General features: G+C 66.5%; 18 protein-coding genes. 13 read left to right on the top strand and 5 right to left on the bottom strand.

Going from position 1 to position 17371, the window contains the following annotated elements:
* Window positions 1–277 precede the first annotated feature (277 nt).
* Window positions 278–769 (bottom strand): hypothetical protein, encoded by a 492-nt coding sequence (locus L8K25_RS09730; protein ID WP_242138663.1) that lies wholly within the window; start codon window positions 767–769, stop codon window positions 278–280.
* 169 nt (window positions 770–938) lie between these two features.
* Here L8K25_RS09730 and L8K25_RS09735 point away from each other — a divergent pair, with 169 nt between their 5' ends.
* The 4 genes from L8K25_RS09735 to L8K25_RS09750 all read left to right on the top strand — a co-directional run bounded on the left by L8K25_RS09735 (window position 939) and on the right by L8K25_RS09750 (window position 6900).
* Window positions 939–1304, top strand: coding sequence for a hypothetical protein (locus tag L8K25_RS09735; RefSeq protein WP_242138664.1), 366 nt, complete (start codon window positions 939–941; stop codon window positions 1302–1304).
* A 376-nt stretch (window positions 1305–1680) separates the two neighbouring features.
* Complete coding sequence (locus tag L8K25_RS09740; RefSeq protein ID WP_242138665.1) at window positions 1681–4506, top strand: pitrilysin family protein; 2826 nt, start codon at window positions 1681–1683, stop codon at window positions 4504–4506.
* Between the two features lie 20 nt (window positions 4507–4526).
* Entirely contained in the window at window positions 4527–4829 is a 303-nt protein-coding gene (locus tag L8K25_RS09745; protein ID WP_242138666.1) for a hypothetical protein, read from the top strand.
* Between the two features lie 178 nt (window positions 4830–5007).
* Window positions 5008–6900 (top strand): CocE/NonD family hydrolase, encoded by a 1893-nt coding sequence (locus tag L8K25_RS09750; RefSeq protein WP_242138667.1) that lies wholly within the window; start codon window positions 5008–5010, stop codon window positions 6898–6900.
* Between the two features lie 145 nt (window positions 6901–7045).
* On the opposite strand, the gene L8K25_RS09755 is transcribed toward L8K25_RS09750, so the two are convergent.
* On the bottom strand, window positions 7046–7663 hold the full coding sequence (locus tag L8K25_RS09755; protein WP_242138668.1) for an HAD family phosphatase: 618 nt from the start codon (window positions 7661–7663) through the stop codon (window positions 7046–7048).
* A gap of 7 nt (window positions 7664–7670) precedes the next feature.
* Window positions 7671–7796 carry a type B 50S ribosomal protein L36 gene (ykgO, locus tag L8K25_RS09760; protein ID WP_010160916.1) on the bottom strand — a complete coding sequence of 42 codons (126 nt, stop codon included), beginning with the start codon at window positions 7794–7796 and terminating at the stop codon, window positions 7671–7673.
* A 151-nt stretch (window positions 7797–7947) separates the two neighbouring features.
* Here ykgO and L8K25_RS09765 point away from each other — a divergent pair, with 151 nt between their 5' ends.
* The 3 genes from L8K25_RS09765 to gpmA all read left to right on the top strand — a co-directional run bounded on the left by L8K25_RS09765 (window position 7948) and on the right by gpmA (window position 10608).
* Window positions 7948–8670 carry a DUF4136 domain-containing protein gene (locus tag L8K25_RS09765; protein ID WP_242138669.1) on the top strand — a complete coding sequence of 241 codons (723 nt, stop codon included), beginning with the start codon at window positions 7948–7950 and terminating at the stop codon, window positions 8668–8670.
* Window positions 8667–9815, top strand: coding sequence for a M14-type cytosolic carboxypeptidase (locus L8K25_RS09770; RefSeq protein WP_242138670.1), 1149 nt, complete (start codon window positions 8667–8669; stop codon window positions 9813–9815). The genes L8K25_RS09765 and L8K25_RS09770 overlap by 4 nt, the downstream gene beginning before the upstream one ends.
* Before the next feature lie 106 nt (window positions 9816–9921).
* The gene (gene gpmA, locus L8K25_RS09775; RefSeq protein ID WP_242138671.1) at window positions 9922–10608 is read left to right on the top strand and encodes a 2,3-diphosphoglycerate-dependent phosphoglycerate mutase; all 687 of its coding nucleotides are present in this window, start codon (window positions 9922–9924) and stop codon (window positions 10606–10608) included.
* Between the two features lie 285 nt (window positions 10609–10893).
* Here the strand turns inward: gpmA and L8K25_RS09780 are convergent, their stop codons facing one another.
* Entirely contained in the window at window positions 10894–11547 is a 654-nt protein-coding gene (locus tag L8K25_RS09780) for a hypothetical protein (protein ID WP_242138672.1), read from the bottom strand.
* A 154-nt stretch (window positions 11548–11701) separates the two neighbouring features.
* Between L8K25_RS09780 and purE the strand changes: the two genes are divergently transcribed.
* Together purE and L8K25_RS09790 are read left to right on the top strand one after the other, a co-directional pair.
* Window positions 11702–12157, top strand: coding sequence for a 5-(carboxyamino)imidazole ribonucleotide mutase (gene purE / locus L8K25_RS09785; protein WP_242138673.1), 456 nt, complete (start codon window positions 11702–11704; stop codon window positions 12155–12157).
* Window positions 12154–13221, top strand: a complete 1068-nt coding sequence (locus L8K25_RS09790) for a 5-(carboxyamino)imidazole ribonucleotide synthase (protein WP_242138674.1) — start codon at window positions 12154–12156, stop codon at window positions 13219–13221. Before purE ends, L8K25_RS09790 begins: the two co-directional genes overlap by 4 nt.
* Window positions 13222–13365: 144 nt before the next feature.
* On the opposite strand, the gene pyk is transcribed toward L8K25_RS09790, so the two are convergent.
* Complete coding sequence (pyk, locus tag L8K25_RS09795) at window positions 13366–14820, bottom strand: pyruvate kinase (RefSeq protein WP_242138675.1); 1455 nt, start codon at window positions 14818–14820, stop codon at window positions 13366–13368.
* Window positions 14821–14903: 83 nt separating this feature from the next.
* Here pyk and L8K25_RS09800 point away from each other — a divergent pair, with 83 nt between their 5' ends.
* From L8K25_RS09800 to ruvC, 4 genes are all read left to right on the top strand, one after another.
* Window positions 14904–15200 carry a DUF1244 domain-containing protein gene (locus L8K25_RS09800; RefSeq protein WP_242138676.1) on the top strand — a complete coding sequence of 99 codons (297 nt, stop codon included), beginning with the start codon at window positions 14904–14906 and terminating at the stop codon, window positions 15198–15200.
* A gap of 207 nt (window positions 15201–15407) precedes the next feature.
* Window positions 15408–15647 (top strand): DUF2312 domain-containing protein, encoded by a 240-nt coding sequence (locus L8K25_RS09805; protein ID WP_010160912.1) that lies wholly within the window; start codon window positions 15408–15410, stop codon window positions 15645–15647.
* Window positions 15648–15784: 137 nt separating this feature from the next.
* Window positions 15785–16528, top strand: coding sequence for a YebC/PmpR family DNA-binding transcriptional regulator (locus L8K25_RS09810; protein WP_242138677.1), 744 nt, complete (start codon window positions 15785–15787; stop codon window positions 16526–16528).
* A gap of 323 nt (window positions 16529–16851) precedes the next feature.
* Window positions 16852–17337 (top strand): crossover junction endodeoxyribonuclease RuvC, encoded by a 486-nt coding sequence (ruvC, locus tag L8K25_RS09815; protein ID WP_242138678.1) that lies wholly within the window; start codon window positions 16852–16854, stop codon window positions 17335–17337.
* The last annotated feature ends 34 nt before the right edge of the window (window positions 17338–17371 follow it).

Genomic DNA, 17371 nt, shown 5'->3' on the forward strand with positions numbered 1-17371 from the left:
GCGCGCTGGTGTTTCCTCAAACGGGTGAATGGGGCGGTCGACAACCTGCCGGGCGTTCTGCGCTGCTCGCAGTGCGGCGCGCGACCCGTTGATATCCGACCCACACCCCTGCCACCGACCTTTCCCGAATGGGGCGCGGACGAGCGCGCGTGGAAGCGCCTGCAACGCCGCTTGCGGGGGTGATCCGCAGGAAGGAGGGTGGGCGCCGTCCGGCACGGGCGCGCGACGTTCGACGTCGGCCATGTCCAGCGAGCCGTCCGTCGCCACCGCGGCGCCATTATCGCTCGCTTGCTGACGGGCGGCTTCCGGGTCGGGACCTTTCCCGGGCTGCCAGCGGATCATTCTTGCAGGTCGCAAACCCCGCCGGAACCTGCCTGGCGGTCCACGCGCCGCGCGGCGACTTGGAGACGAGGAGCGCCGAGGTCGCGTTGTAGCTGGGTGTGGCCGCTTCACCCGTTCGGGCCAGGCCGCGATCATGAAAGCAAAGGCGCAGGGAATGCGGTCCCGCTGACAGGATACGGAAGCGCATCACCCAGCTCTTGTCCTGTTGAAAAAGACTCGCCCCTGCGCCGTGCTCGACGACAGTGACGAAGCCATAGTCGGCGAACGTCGTCTTGCCGGACAGACGTCGCGGGCCAACCGAGTTTGGGAAGCGCGTCAGGTCCAAGTTTTTGACGACTTCCCTTATCGTTACCGAATGTCGCGGCGTGGCATGGGATGCGCCGCTCACGACGAGCGCGGTGAAGGCAAGCAGAATACAGCGTTTCATGCGTTCCGCCATGGTTTCGATTTGCGACGCTGACGACAATGGGTGCAGATCGCCCGCTTTCTAGCGTATCAAAGTGCCGCATCAACGTCCGCAATCCGGCTGTCTGGTCCGTCCGCTCTTCCGCGAAGGAAGACTTGTGACGCGCGCTTCGGCGTGAGACGTAGACCAAATGCTCTTTCGCTCGGCCTTTCTGATAGCAATTTCCGCCTTCGCGTTGCTCTACTGGCAAATGGTCTGCGACGTGACCGGTGCCAACGAGCCTTGGGATGCTGCGGACTTCTTGACCAAATGGTATCCTGTCGCGTTAGCGGCTTCCGCCGCAAGCGGCTTCTGGCTGCGGTTGTGGGGATGGTCCGCCGGTGTAATCATCATATTCGCACAGCTTCCGGTGATGCTGCTGAATTCGGGGGCCGGCCCGCTCTTGGTCGTCGGTCTGTTCTTTCTCGTCGGACTCGCCTTTCCCGCTGCACTACTTTCGGCCGCTGCCGGTCAGATAGCCACGTTGGTTGCGCCGACCAATAAGGAAGCGTCGTAGGGTCCGCTGTCGGGAGGAAGCCGATCTGCAGACGAGCGTTGATTAGCCCTGTACCCGCCACAGAGCTGTCACGACTACGCCTGCCATCGCCAACATGATTACGCCGCCGACCCCGGCCTGTCCTACAGCGATGGCCTCTGCTATACTCGCCGAACGCTTTCCGAACCTCCCCCCAACGCTCCTTGCACTCGCTGGCCCCGCTTCCCCACGCCGCGCGAAACGCGAGGCGCTCGCAAACGCATTCCGCCTGATTTTCGCCTAACCTTCCGCCCGCGCGCCGCGCTGCGGCGGCCCGATTGCCACGCCGGATCGCCCCGCTATACCTGTGCCATACAGGGTCTCGTCAACGACCTGACATCCGGGGGAACCATCCGTCATGACCGTCAAGCTCCTTGCGCTGACCGGTGTCGCGCTCGCCGCGATCGCCGCGCCCGTCCTTGCACAGGGCACTGCCCCCGCCGCGACCCCCAAGCCCGCTCCGGTCGCGGATCTCGTCCGTCAGGTCGACATCCCCTATAGCGAATTCCGCCTGCCCAACGGTCTGCGCGTCATCGTCAACACCGATCGCAAGGCGCCCGTCGTCGCGGTCAGCGTCTGGTACAACGTCGGGTCCAAGTTCGAGCCCAAGGGCAAGACCGGCTTTGCGCATCTGTTCGAGCATCTGATGTTCAACGGCAGCGAGAATGCTCCGGGCGAGTATTTCGACTATACCAAGGCGATCGGCGCGACCGATCTCAACGGCACGACCTATTTCGACCGTACCAATTATTTCGAGACCGTTCCTGCCGCCGCACTGGAACGCACCCTGTTCCTCGAGAGCGACCGGATGGGCTATCTGCTCGGCGCGCTGACGCCGGCGGTGGTCGACGAGCAGCGCGGGGTCGTCCAGAACGAGAAGCGGCAGGGCGACAACCAGCCGTATGGCCTGGTCGAATACAAGCAGGTCGAGAACCTCTTCCCGGCGACGCACCCCTATGGCCACACCACGATCGGCTCGATGGCGGATCTCGATTCCGCCAGCGTCGAGGACGTCAAGAGCTGGTTCCGCGGGCATTATGCGCCGAACAATGCGGTGCTGGTGCTGTCGGGCGATATCGACGCGGCCCGGGCGAAGACGCTGGTCGCCAAATATTTCGGGGCGATCCCGCGGGGGCCCGACAGCGTCGTGCCGGCCGCATCGGTGCCGACGCTGCCCGCCGCCCGATATGAGGTGATGAAGGACCGCGTCGCCAACACCCGCATCTACCGCATGTGGGCGGTGCCCGGGCTCAACGACACGGACTCGGTCGCGCTCGACGTGGCGGCCGGCGCGCTCGGCGGGCTGTCGAGCAGCCGGCTGGACAATGCGCTGGTCCGCAAGGAAAAGCTCGCGGTCAGCGTATCGGCGGACAATGAGACGTTCGCGCAGGTCGGCATGTTCTCGATCAGCGCGGATGTCCGCCCCGGGGTCGATCCGGCGCTGGTCGCCGGGCGGCTGGACGCGATCGTCACCGAGTTCCTCGCGAACGGGCCGAGCGCGGACGAGGTCCAGCGCGTGGCCACGCGCGACGCCGCGCGGACGATCGCAGGGCTGGAATCGACCGGCGGGTTCGGCGGCAAGGCGGTCGCGCTGGCGCAGGGCGCGCTCTTTTCGAACGATCCGGGCTTCTACAAGAAACAGCTCGCCACGCTGGCTGGCGAGACGCCGGCGCAGGTCAAGGCGGCGACCGCCAAATGGCTGTCGCGCCCGGTGTACGGCCTTACCGTCGTGCCCGGTCCGCGCGACGCCTATGTCGAGGCGACCCCGCCCGCCAAGGTCGTCACCGCCCCCGAACCCGCGGTTAAGGGCACGCGCGGCGCGCTGCCGCCGGTCGGCACGCTGACCGACCTGGTCTATCCCCGGATCGAGCGCGCCCGGCTCCGCAACGGGATCGAGATCGTCTATGCGCACCGCGATGCCGTGCCGATCACCCAGGCGGTGATCAGCTTCGACGCGGGCGTCGCGGCGGACGTGCCGGGGAAGCTCGGTACGCAGCAGCTGACGCTCGCGATGCTGAGCGAGGGCACGCTGACCCGCGATTCGATCACGCTCGCCGAAGCCAAGGAACGCCTCGGCGCGAGCGTATCGGCCGGGTCGAGCGCGGACCGCACGACGTTGACCCTGTTCACGCCGAGCGCCAATCTCGCGGCATCGACCGAGCTGTTCGCGGACATCGTGCGCAACCCGAAGTTCGATCCCGCCGAGGTCGCGCGGCTCAAGAACCAGCAATTGTCGCGCATCGCCGCGGAGCTCACCAGTCCGCAGGGGCTCGCGACGCGGGTGTATCCCAAGCTGATCTACGGTGCGGCCTCGCCTTATGCCAAGGGGACGGGCAGCGGGGATGCCAAGGCGGTCGCCACGCTCGGCCGCGACGACCTGATCGCGTTCCAGCACGGCTGGATCCGGCCGGATACCGCCACGATCTTCGTCGTCAGCGATCGCCCGCTGTCCGAGGTCCGGGCGACGCTCGACGCCCGCTTCGGCGACTGGACCCCGACGGGCGCGCGCGGCACCAAGGACTTCACCGTCGCCACGACCCCGGCGACGCCGCGCATCGTGCTGGTCGATCGGCCGGATTCGCCGCAGTCGCTGATCCTCGGTGGCGCGCCCACCGCGTTGGTGGGGACCGATGACCTGCTCGCGGTCAGCACCGCCAACGATTCACTCGGCGGCAGCTTCGTGTCGCGGGTCAATCTCGATCTGCGCGAGGGGCGCCACTGGTCGTACGGCGTGTCGGGATCGTTCCGCCGTGCGCAATTCCAGACGCCGTATCTGCTCTATGCCCCGGTCCAGGCGGACAAGACCGGGGAATCGATCATCGCGCTGCAGGGCGACGTAAAGGACTTCCTCACCACCAAGGGGATCAGCCAGCCCGAATTCGACCGGACGATCACCGATGCGATTCGCTCGCTGCCAGGGAATTTCGAGACGTCCGGCGCAGTGCTCAGCGCGATGCAGTCAAACGCACTGTATCGCCGCCCGGACGATTACTACGCGACGCTCCCGCAAAAATATCGCGCGATGACCGCAGCCGAGCTTGACGCTGCGGCACGCAAGGCGCTCGACCCGGCGAAGTTCATCTGGGTCGTGGTGGGCGATGCGAGCAAGGTCCGCGGCCAGCTTGACAGCATCGGGCTACCGGTCGAGGTGATCCCGGCGGCGTCCGTAGCGGACGCGCGCTGAGCTGATTCAGGAGAGATACGATGGCTGCTGTCGATGGAAGCTGGGATACGATCGTCAAGTCGCCGCTGGGCGACCAGAAGGCAGTGCTGACCGTCAAGACCGACGGCGACAGCTGGACCGGAAGCCAGGTCGGCGCGATGGGCGCGGTCGACATCACCGATGGCAAGGTCGAGGGTGACACGATCAAGTGGACGATGTCGATCACCGTGCCGATGCCGATGAGCCTCGATTGCAGCGCGACCGCCGAGGGCGACACGCTGACGGGCACCGTTGGTGCGGGCGCGTTCGGCAGCTTCCCGATGACGGGCACGCGCCAGGCGTAACGTCTGCGCAACCGCGCTGAAAGACGGCCTGCTCTCGATATCGGGAGCGGGCCGTTTTTTTGTGTGCTTCGCCATCGCCGCGGGCTTGTCGCATGGTCCGCCGTGGCACACACTCGCTTCATCGGGACAACGGGCCCGGTGGCGTCGGCATCGGGCCGGGGTGACATGGGGGATTGGCATGATGGTCAAATGGCTCGTCGGCGCTGCATTGTGCGCGCTTCTTCCGATCCCCACGCAGGCGCAGACATACGACGAGCGCCCCGCTACGCTCGTGCCCCCGACCGAGGGGTTCAACTATGAGCGCCGCACGGTCGAGATCCCGATGCGCGACGGGGTCAAGCTCCACACCATCATCCTGATTCCAAAGGGCGCGCACGACGCGGGCATCGTGATGACCCGCACGCCGTACAGCGCCGACGGGATGACGGGCAAGGGCGGCAACAACGCCGATCTCGCCTCGAGCATCACCGGCTATGACAATGCCACCGACGTGATCGTCGATGGCGGCTACATCCGCGTCGTGCAGGACGTCCGCGGCAAATACGGGTCGCAGGGCATCGCGATGATGAACCCGCCGCTCCACGACACCGCGCTCAACCCGACCCACACCGACGACTCGACCGACACCTACGACACGATCGACTGGCTGGTGAAGCACCTGCCCGAATCGAACGGGAAGGTCGGGATCCTCGGCATTTCCTACGATGGCTTCCTGTCGCTGATGCCGCTGATCGACCCGCACCCCGCGCTCGTGGTGGCGGTGCCGGAGAATCCGATGGTCGACGGCTGGCGCGGGGACGACTGGTTCCACAACGGCGCGTTCCGGCTCGGGATCGATTACATCTGGGAGCAGATCGCGACCCGCGACAATTCGTCGCCTTATGCCCGCACGACCTACGATGAATATGATTCCGCGATGCGCGCCGGGTCGGCGGGCGCGCTTGCGAAGGCGCATGGGCTCGACCAGATCGGTTTCTGGAGAAAGCTCTCTGCGCATCCGGCCTATGACGCCTTCTGGCAGGCGCAGGCGATGGACCAGGTGCTCGCGCGCTATCCGCTCAAGGTGCCGGTGATGCTCGTCCACGGCTTGTGGGACCAGGAAGACATTTACGGCGCGACTGCGGTGTACCGTGCGCTCAAGCCCAAGGATAGCGCCGGGAACATGGTCTATCTGACGATGGGCCCATGGTATCACGGCCAGCAGATCGACGATGGCAAGGCGCTCGGCGACATTCAGTGGGACCAGGACACCGCCAAATGGTGGCGTCGCACTGTGCTTGGCCCGTTCCTCGCGCATTACCTCAAGGGCACGCCGATGGACGTCGCGCCCGTCACCGCGTTCCAGAGCGGCACCAACCAGTGGCAGCGCCTCCCCGGCTGGCCCGCGCAGCCCGAAATGACCAAGCTGTTCCTCCAGCCGGGCGACGCGGTCGGCTTCGCGCCCGCGACCGGGCGAGTGCAGACCGCCGACTATGTCTCCGATCCCGCGCATCCGGTGACCAACGTTGCGCGCCCGGTGCGGCCGGTGAGCTATGAGGACAATCACTGGAAGGCGTGGCTGGTCGGCGACCAGCGGATCGTGTCGAGCCGCCCCGACGTGCTGACCTTCACCGGCCCGGCGCTGACGCAGGCGGTGACGATCGCGGGGCAACCGGTCGTCCATCTCACCGCCGCGACGAGCGGGACGGACAGCGACTGGGTGGTCAAGCTGATCGACGTCTATCCCGACCAGGTCCCGAGCGACCCCAAGATGGGGGGCTATCAGCTCGCGGTCGGGATGGACATCTTCCGCGGGCGCTACCGCGAGGGGCTCGACCATGCGGTGGCGCTCAAGCCCGGCGTGCCGCTGGCGTATAGCTGGGCGTTGCCGCAGGCGAACCACGTGTTCCTGCCCGGGCACCGCATCATGGTGCAGGTCCAGTCAAGCTGGTTCCCGCTCTACGACCGTAACCCGCAGCGCTTCGTCCCCAACATCTTCTTCGCCAAGCCCGCGGATTACGTGAAGGCGACGCAGAAGGTGGTGGTTAGCGGCCCGGACCAGAGCTACATCGCGTTGCCGGTCGTGCGCTGACACGGCGGAGACCGGGCGGGCGCGCCCGTCACCCCGGCGCAGGCCGGGGCCGTCAGGTTGAACGCAGGACGCCTGTTGCGCGCCACCACCCAACGGCCCCGGCCTTCGCCGGGGTGACGGCACGGCGCTTGGCGGTCGATCGTCGTCAGGGCAGGAAGTCGTGCTCGACCAGGTCTGCGCGCAGCGTTTGCGCATCGGTGAACAGCACGGCGTTCATCCCGACGGCCTGCGCCCCGGCGACATTGTCCGCGCGGTCGTCGATGAACAGCGTGTCCTGCGCCTCCACACCGAATCGGTCGAGCGCGAGGCGGTAGATGGCGGCATCGGGCTTGGTCAGCCGTTCGTCCCCCGACACGACGATATCGCGGAATCGTTCGAACAGATCGGCTTCGCGCGCGCGGAAGGGCGGCCAGAATTCGCCGGAGAAGTTCGTGATCGCGTACAGGGGCACGCCGGCCGCCTCCAGGTCGAGAACGAGCGCGTGCATTCCCGGAAGCATGCCCCCGAGCTGCTCGACGAACCGCGGCCCCCAGGCGGCGATCAGCGCGGCATGTTCCGGATACGCGGATGCGAGTTCCGCCGAGGTCTCGGCGAAAGGACGGCCAGCGTCATGCTGGAAGTGCCAGTCCTTGGTCGCGACGTCCCGCAGAAACGCATCGAGCGCCCGATCATCATCGATCAGGCGCTCATAGAGGAACCGCGGGTTCCAGTCGTACAGGACGTTGCCGATGTCGAAGACGACGGCACGCGTCCCGGGACGCATCGGGGAATTAACCCTGGCGCGCCTTGAAGCGACGGTTGGTCTTGTTGATGATGTACGTCCGCCCACGACGACGAATCACGCGGTTATCGCGATGACGGCCCTTGAGCGACTTCAGGGAATTGCGGATCTTCATGATCGATTCGCTTTGCAAATTCTGGAATGTGGAAAAGAGGCGCTCGCATATGGGGCCATTGCAGCTTAGTCAAGATCGGGTTGCCGCGGAACCCCAACCGGGCGTCGATGCGTTATCCCATCGCAACAAGCTCACGTAAAGGCGCAAGCGCATGAAGATCGGTTTCGGATTGGCATTGGTCGCGGCGACCGCACTCACCGGTTGTACGACGACGATGCGCAGCAGCCCGGTGGAAGTCACGCGCTTCCACCTCGGCGCACCGCTCGAAACGGGCACGCTCGCGGTCGAGCCGATGCAGCGCGGCGCGGTCGGGCGGTACGGCACCTATGGCAGCGGCGACGTCCGCCGCGACATGGGCAGCGACAGGGGCGGCGACAGGGGCGGCGCTGGCAGCAGCGGTGTCCGTGAACCGATCGATTCGGGCCTGGAATTCCGCAATTATGCCAATGCGGTGCAGGACGAGGCGTTGCGCCACGGCTTTACCCCCGCCGCGACCGGAGCGGCCTCGCAATATATCGCGGTCGTCGGCTTCAACCAGCAATTGCGCGAAGGCGCACCGCGTAGCAGCGGACTGCAGATCGGCCTGGGCGGCGCGACGGGCGGCGGTGGCTATCGCGGCGGCGGCGGGGTCGGGCTCGGCGGCGGCGTGTCCTTCCCGATCGGGCGGCCGAAGTATCGCACGATCGCGCTGACCGACATGCAGGTACAGATTCGCCGCCGCAGCGACCAGACGATCATCTGGGAAGGCCGCGCGCAGACCAGCGCGGACGGGGCCGCACGCGATGCGCAGCCCGATGCGGTCGCGCGGAAATTGGCTGCAGCGCTGTTCCAGGGCTTCCCCGGGGATTCGGGCCGCACTATCACGGTCAAATGAGCCTCATCCAGAACACCATCGCCGTTACCGCCGCCTTTGACAGCGGCAACATCCAGCTGGTCGGGATCGATTCGGGGGGCAGCCATGCCGCCCGGATCGATCTCAACATCGCGCATGATCGCCAGTCGGATTTCTACCAGTGGTTCCACTTCCGCGTCTCGGGCGTGCAGGGGACGAGCTGCACCTTCCGGATCCTCAATGCGGGCGGATCGGCCTATCCGTTCGGCTGGCCGGGCTACAAGGTCCGCGTCAGCACCGACCGGATTCACTGGCGGATGATCCCGACGCGCTATGTCGACGGGGTGCTCGAGTTCGAATGGACCGGGACGGGCGACCTCGCCTGGTTCGCCTATTTCCAGCCGTATACGATGGAACGGCATGACGATCTCGTCGCACGGATCGCGCTCGCGCCGGGCGTGACGCACCACGAGCTCGGCCAGACGCTCGACGGGCGGTCGATCGATTGCCTCGAACTCGGCACTGGCCCCAAGCCGATATGGTTCTACGCGCGGCAACATCCGGGCGAAAGCATGGCCGAATGGTTCATGGAGGGCCTGCTCGAGCGGCTGACCGACACCGCCAATCCCGCAACCGCCGCGCTGCTGGAGCAGGCGACGTTTTATTGCGTGCCCAACATGAACCCCGATGGATCCTTCCGCGGACATCTGCGCACCAATGCGGCGGGGGTGAACCTCAACCGCGAATGGCTTACCCCGACGCCCGAGAAGAGCCCGGAAGTGCTGTGCGTGCTGGCTGCGATGGACCGGACCGGCGTGGATTTCGCGATGGACGTCCATGGCGACGAGGCGATCCCCGCCAACTTCTTCGCAGGGTTCGAGGGGATTCCGTCATGGACCGAGGCGCAGGGCGCGAAATATACCGAGTTCGGACGACGGCTGGAGGCAGTAACGCCCGATTTCCAGACCGCCAAGGGTTATGACAAGGCGGCTCCTGGCCGCGCGAACCTGTCGATGTCGACCAATCAGGTGGCGGAGCGGTTCGGCGCTGTATCGATGACGCTGGAAATGCCGTTCAAGGATCACGATCCGAACCCCGATGCCGAATTCGGCTGGTCGGGCGAACGCTCGAAGACACTCGCGCACGCCTGCCTCGACGTACTGGCGGAGATGATCGACGGGATCTAGCTGTCGTCCCGGCGAAGTCTGGGGCCGTTGCTTTCCCGTCCCACCCTTGCCCGAAATACCTGACGGCCCCGCCTATGCCGGGGTGCCGTGAAATTGGAGAACCCTGATGCCAACGCTCGTCCTGATCCGCCACGGCCAGTCCAGCTGGAACCTCGAGAACCGCTTCACCGGCTGGTGGGACGTCGACGTCACCGAAAAGGGTGCCGAGGAAGCGCGCGCGGCGGGGCGGTTGATGGCGGAGAAGGGCCTCGACTTCGACCAGTGCTTCACCTCGCTGCAGACCCGCGCGATCAAGACGCTCAACCTCGCGCTCGAGGAAATGCACCGGCTGTGGCTGCCGGTCGAGAAGGACTGGCGGCTCAACGAGCGACATTACGGCGGGCTGACCGGGCTCAACAAGGCCGAGACCGCGGAGAAGCATGGCGAGGCGCAGGTGCATATCTGGCGCCGCAGCTTCGACGTACCGCCGCCGCCGATGGAAGCGGGCAGCGCCTATGACCTGTCGGAGGACCGGCGCTATGCGGGAATCGCGATCCCCTCGACCGAGAGCCTCAAGGACACGATCGCGCGTGTGCTGCCCTATTGGGAGGCGCGGATCGTGCCGGCGCTGAAGGACGGGCAGCGCGTGCTGATCTCGGCGCACGGCAATTCGCTGCGGGCATTGGTCAAGCACCTGTCGGGGATCCCGGACGACGAGATCACCACGCTGGAGATCCCGACCGGGCAGCCGATCGTCTATGAACTGGATGACTCGCTGGCGGCGACGGATCGCTATTATCTGAGCGAGCGGTAGCGGCGGGCGGCATAATGAAAGGCGTCACCCCGGCGCAGGCCGGGGCCGTTCGGGTAGGGCGCGGAACAGATGTTGCGCATCCTGCCTGGCGGTCCCGGCCTGCGCCGGGGCGACGGTACGCTTTACGCTATGCCGTACAAACACATCAGTTGACGCGGTACAAACTCATCCGCGTCGCCCCGGCCCTGTGCCGGGGTCCACCGACCCACAATACGCGTTTACGCTACAGACAGGTGGGTCGATGAATGCCGGGATGCGCCCGGCACGACGGAATTTCTGAAAGGGTCAGTTGGCCTCGGTCTTCACCGTGGTCGTGGTCTTCTCGACCGTGCGCGGTGCGGGGCGCGCGGCGGTGTGACGCACGGTCCGCTTGACGACGCGGCGCGCCGCCGGGCGCGCGGCGGGCGTGGCGACCTTCTCGGTCTCGGTCGTCACCGTGGTCGTCGGCGCGGGCGGGGCAGCCGGCGCTGCGACCACGACCGGCGTCGAACGCGCGGCGGCGGCATCGGCCGCGGCGGAGGCCGCCGCCTGCTCGGCGGCCGCTGCGCGCTGATTGGCGGCGGCAGCGTCGGCCTGGGCGTTTGCGGCGGCATCGCGCGCCTCGCCATTGGCGGCACGCGCTGCCTGGGTCCGCGCGCGCTGCGCTTCACCGATGGCGGTGTCGGCGAGCTCGGAGGCATGGTTCGCTGCAGCGATCGCCTGCTCCTTGTCGCCGCGGGCGAGATCTTCCTGCGCGGTGCGCAGCGCGGCCTGGGCGGCAGCCTGCATCCGGGGGACCTCGCCGGTCGCGCCGACCTTGTTGGCGGCATCGATCTTGGCCTGTGCCGCAGCGATCGCGACGCGCGCACGGTCGGCCTTGCCTTCGGCGAACGCGGGCGTTGCGAAGACGAGCACGGCCGACATCGCGGCGCAGGAAATGGCGGAGATCTTGCGGTTCATTGGAGCAGCACCCTGTACTGTGAGACTGATCCGCTTAACTCGTGCTGGCCCAACTTGGTTCCGCAACCGTTATGGTTAAGCGGGCCACGCAGATGTTGCTCTTGGCGCGGGTGCCCGCTAACCCCAGCCGATGGAACCCTCTGTCGGCATCATCATGGGCAGCACCTCCGATTGGGAGACGATGCGGCACGCTGCGGATCTCCTCGGCGAGCTCGGCATTGCGCACGAGGCGAACGTCGTGTCCGCGCATCGCACCCCGCAGCGGCTGTACGATTACGCGGGCAGCGCGGCGGCACGCGGCCTGAAGGTCATCATCGCGGGCGCGGGGGGTGCCGCGCACCTGCCGGGCATGGCAGCGGCGCTGACGCATCTGCCGGTGCTCGGCGTGCCGGTCGAGAGCAAGGCGCTCAAGGGCGTCGACAGCCTGTATTCGATCGTCCAGATGCCCGCGGGCATTCCGGTGGGCACGCTCGCGATCGGCAAGGCGGGCGCGAAGAATGCGGCGTTGCTCGCCGCCGCTATCCTTGCCCTCGCGGATCCCGACCTGTCCGCGCGGCTGCAGGCATGGCGTGCGGCGCAGACCGACGGCGTCGCCAACGATCCGGCATGACGATGCTTCCTCCGGGTTCGACGATCGGCATTCTGGGTGGCGGGCAACTCGGGCGGATGCTCGCGGTGGCTGCTGCGCAACTCGGCTATCACACGCGCATCCTGGCGCCCGACGAAGAAGCGGTCGCGGCGCAGACCGCCTCCAGCTTTACGCGTGCGGATTATCACAGTCGGATCGTGCTCGACGCGTTCGCGGCCGAGGCGGATGTCGTGACGTACGAGTTCGAGAATATCGCGCTGGACCCGGTCCAGTATCTCGCGGCCAAGGTGCCGGTCTACCCGTCGCCCGCGGCGCTCGGCATTGCGCAGGATCGCGCGGCGGAAAAGGCCTTCGTCGGGGAGATCGGCGGGCGCACCGCGCCATGGGCCAAGGTCGAGAGCCTTGCCGAGCTGGAAGCGGCGGTCGCGCGGATCGGGACGCCCGCGATCCTCAAGACGCTTCGCATGGGCTATGACGGCAAGGGTCAGGTGCGGATCATGGCGCCCGGCGAGGTCGCCGCTGCATGGGAGGCGATCGGCCAGCGCCCCGCGATCCTCGAGGGGTTCGTGACGTTCAGCCATGAATTCTCGATCCTGCTGGTCCGCCGCAAGGACGGCCAGATGGTGAGCTACCCACCGCCGTGGAACGAGCATGAAGACGGTATCCTCGCCCGCTCGACGCTACCGGCACCCGCCGAGATCGCGTCGCAATGGGGCGAGGCTGCTGCGCTCGCCGGGCGGATCGCGGACCGGCTCGACTATGTCGGGGTGCTCGCGTGCGAGTTCTTCGCCGGCGCGCACGGCCCTGTGTTCAACGAAATGGCGCCGCGCGTGCACAATTCGGGGCATTGGACGATCGAGGGCGCGGCCTGCTCGCAATTCGAGAACCACATTCGCGCGATTTGCGGCCTGCCGCTCGGCGACACCGCGCTGACCGCGCCGAGCGTGGCCATGGAAAATCTGATCGGGCATGACGCCGATCGCTGGGCGGACATCCTCGCCGAACCGGGCGCGCACCTGCACCTCTACGGCAAGGAAACGCGTCCCGGGCGGAAGATGGGGCACGTTACCCGGCTGGGATGCTAGCGCTCCCCGCCGCGTGACACCCCTGTCGCCTGACCGCATATCCCTGCTGCCGGAGCCGCCATCGCGGCGGTCATCGGCAACGCTGTTCCAAGCGGGAGGGCTCGAGGGCAGGGCAATGCGTCGCCATACCCTCGAGACAGTGGTTCAGGCGTAGTCCTTCAATTCGTCCCCGATGATCCGCACCACGTGGAGCACGTTGGTCGACCCGGGCGTCTTGAACGGCACGCCCGCGATGATGATCACGCGGTCGCCCGCCTTCGCCAGCGTGTGCCGCAGCGCCATGCGCTTGGCCTTCGCGACCATCGCCTCGAACGAATCGACGTCCTTGGTGTAAACCGCATAGGCGCCCCACAGCAGTCCCGCGCGCCGCGCGGTCTCGATGTTCGGGGTCAGCACCATCAGCGGCACGCCCGGCCGCTCGCGCGCGACGCGACGCGCGGTCGAGCCCGAGGCGGTGAAGCAGATGATCGCCGCCGCATCCACCGTGTGCGCAATGTTCTTGGCCGCTTCCGCCAAAGCGTCGGCGGTGGTCGGGTCGGAATGGATCTGGGTGAAGTGGATCCGCTCGCCATAGGTCGAATCCTTTTCGACCGCCTCGCCGATCGCGTTCATCATCGCGACCGATTCCTTCGGCCATGCGCCGGCAGCACTTTCCGCCGACAGCATGATCGCATCCGCGCCGTCATAGATCGCGGTCGCCACGTCGGAGACTTCGGCGCGGGTCGGCGAGGGCGAGGAGATCATCGATTCGAGCATCTGCGTCGCGACCACGACCGGACGGCCCAGCCGGCGCGAGACTTCGATGATCCGCTTCTGCAACGGCGGCACGCTCTCCGGCGGCAATTCGACGCCGAGATCGCCGCGCGCGACCATCACGCCGTCGCACGCCTCGACGATTTCCTCGAGCCGCTCGATTGCCGAAGGCTTCTCGATCTTGGCGAGCAATGCGGTCTTGCCGCCGATCAGCTTGCGCGCCTCCGCGAGATCCTCGGGCCGCTGGACGAAGGAGAGCGCGATCCAGTCGACCCCCTGGTCGACCGCGAAGGCGAGATCGCTCCGGTCCTTCTCGGTCAGCGCCGCCATCGGCAGCACGACGTCGGGGACGTTGAGCCCCTTGTTGTTCGACAGCGCGCCGCCGACGACGATCTCGGTGACGATCGTCGTCTCGGTGTGGCTGGTCACGCGCAGCACGAGCTTGCCGTCGTCGAGCAGCAGCCGCGCGCCGGGCTCGATCGCCTCGAAGATCTCGCGGTGCGGCAGCTCGACCCGAGTCGCATCGCCCGGGGTCGAATCGCGGTCGAGCGTGAAGGTCTGGCCGGTGACGAGCTCGACCCGCCCGCCTTCGAACTTGCCGACGCGCAGCTTCGGCCCCTGCAGATCGGCAAGGATGGTCGAGGGACGATTGTAGGTCTTCTCGAGCGCGCGGATCGCCTGGATCACCGCGACCTTCGACTGCTGGTCGCCGTGGCTCATGTTGACGCGGAACGCATCGGCCCCCGCCTCGAACAGCGTGGCGATCATTTCCGGGGAATTGCTTGCGGGTCCGAGCGTCGCGAGAATGCGGACTTTACGCGCGCGGGGGCTGATAGCCTTCGTCATGGAGTGTCCTTGCCCTGGGGAGTGGCGTTGCGCGTGCCGCTCTAACCCCTATCTCCGCACGATCAACCTTTGGAGCGTGTGCGATGAGCGATTTGAACCAACTCGACGATTCGGTGGCGGCGGCGGCCTTCCGGCGGCTGGTGGAGCATCTGCGCCACCGCGACGACGCGCAGAATGTCGATCTGATGGGGCTGGCGGGGTTCTGCCGCAACTGCCTGTCGGATTGGGTGCAGGAAGCATCGCATGGCAGCCTCGACAAGGATGCGGCGCGCGAGACGATCTACGGCATGCCGTACAGCGAGTGGAAGGCGCATCACCAGGCCGATGCGACGCCTGAGCAATTGCAGCGGATGAAGGACAGCGTCGCCAAGAATGCATGAGCCGTGGCGGGGAGGGGGGTGACGCGGGGGCCGCGGATGGGTAAGGCCCGCGTCCACCGCCGTTCGCGCTGAACCGCCACCGAGCGTGTCGACCCGGCGTATCGCCAAGCGCCCCGCCCGATCCGTGCGGGGCCACCGATACGCCCCGACGCTGCCCGGCCCCTGTTCCGCGCGGAGGGTCCACGATCTGTTTTCAGGGGACTTATCATGAGCGAGACCATCGCCGCCGACCAGCTACGCCTTCTCATCGAGCGCATCGAGCGGCTCGAGGAAGAGAAAAAGGGCATCGCGGACGACATCAAGGACGTCTACGGCGAAGCCAAGTCGACCGGGTTCGACGTCAAGACGATCCGCACCATCGTGCGCCTGCGCAAGATGGAAAAGCACCACCGCGACGAGGCGGAAATGCTGCTAGAGACGTACAAGCAGGCGCTCGGCCTGGCGTAAGCGCCGACCGACCTACACTCTTGCCGTCATGCCGGACTTGTTCCAGCATCCACTTCGCCCCGGACGATATGCGACGGGGCACAGGATGGATCCCGGCCCCGGCGCCGGGATGACGCGCAGGCAAAGCAGAGAGACCCATGGCAGGCCATTCCAAATACAAGAACATCATGTACCGCAAGGGCGCGCAGGATAAGAAGCGCTCGGGCATGTTCTCCAAGCTCAGCCGCGAAATCACCGTGGCTGCAAAGATGGGCCTGCCCGATCCGGACATGAACCCGCGCCTGCGCATGGCGATCAACGCCGCCAAGGCGCAGTCGATGCCCAAGGACAACATTCAACGCGCGGTCGACAAGGCCTCGAAGGGCGATACCGAGAATTACGAGGAAATCCGCTACGAGGGCTTCGGTCCCGGCGGTGTCTCGCTGATCATCGAGGCGCTCACCGACAACCGCAACCGCACCGCAACCAACGTCCGCACCGGCATGGCCAAGAACGGCGGCAATTTGGGCGCGTCGGGCTCGGTCAGCCATGCGTTCGACCGGATGGGGCTGATTTCCTATCCAGCGTCGGTGGGCGATGCCGAGAAGGTGTTCGAGGCGGCGCTGGAAGCCGGTGCCGAGGACGTGCAGTCGAGCGACGAGGGTCATGAGATCTGGACCTCGAACGAATCGCTCCACGAAGTCGTGACGGCACTGACCCCGGTGCTCGGCGAGCCCGAGGGTGCCAAGCTCGCGTGGCGTCCGCAGACGATGGTCGAAGTCGGCGAGGACGATGCCGCGACGCTGTTCAAGCTGATCGACGTGCTCGACGACGATGACGACGTGCAAACGGTCTGGGGCAATTACGAAGTGTCCGACGCGATCCTAGAGAAGCTCGGCTGACGTTTACTAAAAGCCCCTCCCCTTCAGGGGAGGGGTTGGGGTGGGGCAGTGTCTCACCGAGAGCAGCGTCCGGCCTCAGCGGGCCCAAGTAAGGATTTATCACGCAAAGCCGCAAAGCCGCAAAGCCACGAAGAGAAGAAGTTTATGTCTCCCGGCACGCCGGGCAAATCGTTTCCCTGCCTTCAATCTTCGTGCCTTTGTGGCTTTGTGCGAGACCCCTTCCTTGACCCGGCCAAATCCATGACGCTTCACAAGCCATTCCCTTCCCCCTTCGCGGCTTTGCGCCTTTGCGTGAAATCCCCTTCTTTCAACCCCAACCCAAAATGCTGATCCTAGGCCTGGACCCGGGCCTCGGCACCACCGGCTGGGGCCTGATCCGCGCCGAGGGCAACCGCCTGAGCCACGTCGCCAACGGCCGCCTCAAGACGGATACCGCCGCCCCGCTCCCGCGCCGGCTAGCGCATCTCGACGCCATGCTCGCCGCACTCATCATCGATCACCAGCCCGACGCCTGTGCGGTCGAGGAAGTGTTCGTCAATTCCAACCCGCAAAGCACGCTCAAGCTCGGCCAGGCGCGCGGCGTCGTGCTGTGCGCGGGCGCGCGAGTCGGGCTGGAAGTGGGAGAATATGCCGCAACCCTGGTCAAAAAGGCGGTCGTCGGTGTCGGAAGCGCGGACAAAGCGCAGGTTCATGCGATGGTTTTGCGGCTCCTTCCGGGCGTGAAGATCCACGGCGCGGATGCGGCGGATGCGCTCGCGGTCGCGATCTGCCATGCGCACCACATGGCCAGTGCGCGGCGTATTCCCTGATTTAGCTTTCCCGCGCCGCGCCCTTCCGGGTAGC

Source organism: Sphingomonas sp. TREG-RG-20F-R18-01, assembly GCF_022662475.1.
GTDB lineage: Bacteria > Pseudomonadota > Alphaproteobacteria > Sphingomonadales > Sphingomonadaceae > Sphingomonas.

Coding starts and splice junctions, on each gene's coding strand:
- L8K25_RS09810 (WP_242138677.1), top strand. CDS start 15,785: ATGGCAGGCCATTCCAAATACAAGAACATCATGTACCGCAAGGGCGCG.
- gpmA (WP_242138671.1), top strand. CDS start 9,922: ATGCCAACGCTCGTCCTGATCCGCCACGGCCAGTCCAGCTGGAACCTC.
- L8K25_RS09750 (WP_242138667.1), top strand. CDS start 5,008: ATGATGGTCAAATGGCTCGTCGGCGCTGCATTGTGCGCGCTTCTTCCG.
- ykgO (WP_010160916.1), bottom strand. CDS start 7,796: ATGAAGATCCGCAATTCCCTGAAGTCGCTCAAGGGCCGTCATCGCGAT.
- ruvC (WP_242138678.1), top strand. CDS start 16,852: ATGCTGATCCTAGGCCTGGACCCGGGCCTCGGCACCACCGGCTGGGGC.
- L8K25_RS09745 (WP_242138666.1), top strand. CDS start 4,527: ATGGCTGCTGTCGATGGAAGCTGGGATACGATCGTCAAGTCGCCGCTG.
- L8K25_RS09755 (WP_242138668.1), bottom strand. CDS start 7,663: ATGCGTCCCGGGACGCGTGCCGTCGTCTTCGACATCGGCAACGTCCTG.
- purE (WP_242138673.1), top strand. CDS start 11,702: ATGGGCAGCACCTCCGATTGGGAGACGATGCGGCACGCTGCGGATCTC.
- L8K25_RS09765 (WP_242138669.1), top strand. CDS start 7,948: ATGAAGATCGGTTTCGGATTGGCATTGGTCGCGGCGACCGCACTCACC.
- pyk (WP_242138675.1), bottom strand. CDS start 14,820: ATGACGAAGGCTATCAGCCCCCGCGCGCGTAAAGTCCGCATTCTCGCG.
- L8K25_RS09800 (WP_242138676.1), top strand. CDS start 14,904: ATGAGCGATTTGAACCAACTCGACGATTCGGTGGCGGCGGCGGCCTTC.
- L8K25_RS09805 (WP_010160912.1), top strand. CDS start 15,408: ATGAGCGAGACCATCGCCGCCGACCAGCTACGCCTTCTCATCGAGCGC.
- L8K25_RS09770 (WP_242138670.1), top strand. CDS start 8,667: ATGAGCCTCATCCAGAACACCATCGCCGTTACCGCCGCCTTTGACAGC.
- L8K25_RS09780 (WP_242138672.1), bottom strand. CDS start 11,547: ATGAACCGCAAGATCTCCGCCATTTCCTGCGCCGCGATGTCGGCCGTG.
- L8K25_RS09790 (WP_242138674.1), top strand. CDS start 12,154: ATGACGATGCTTCCTCCGGGTTCGACGATCGGCATTCTGGGTGGCGGG.
- L8K25_RS09735 (WP_242138664.1), top strand. CDS start 939: ATGCTCTTTCGCTCGGCCTTTCTGATAGCAATTTCCGCCTTCGCGTTG.
- L8K25_RS09730 (WP_242138663.1), bottom strand. CDS start 769: ATGAAACGCTGTATTCTGCTTGCCTTCACCGCGCTCGTCGTGAGCGGC.
- L8K25_RS09740 (WP_242138665.1), top strand. CDS start 1,681: ATGACCGTCAAGCTCCTTGCGCTGACCGGTGTCGCGCTCGCCGCGATC.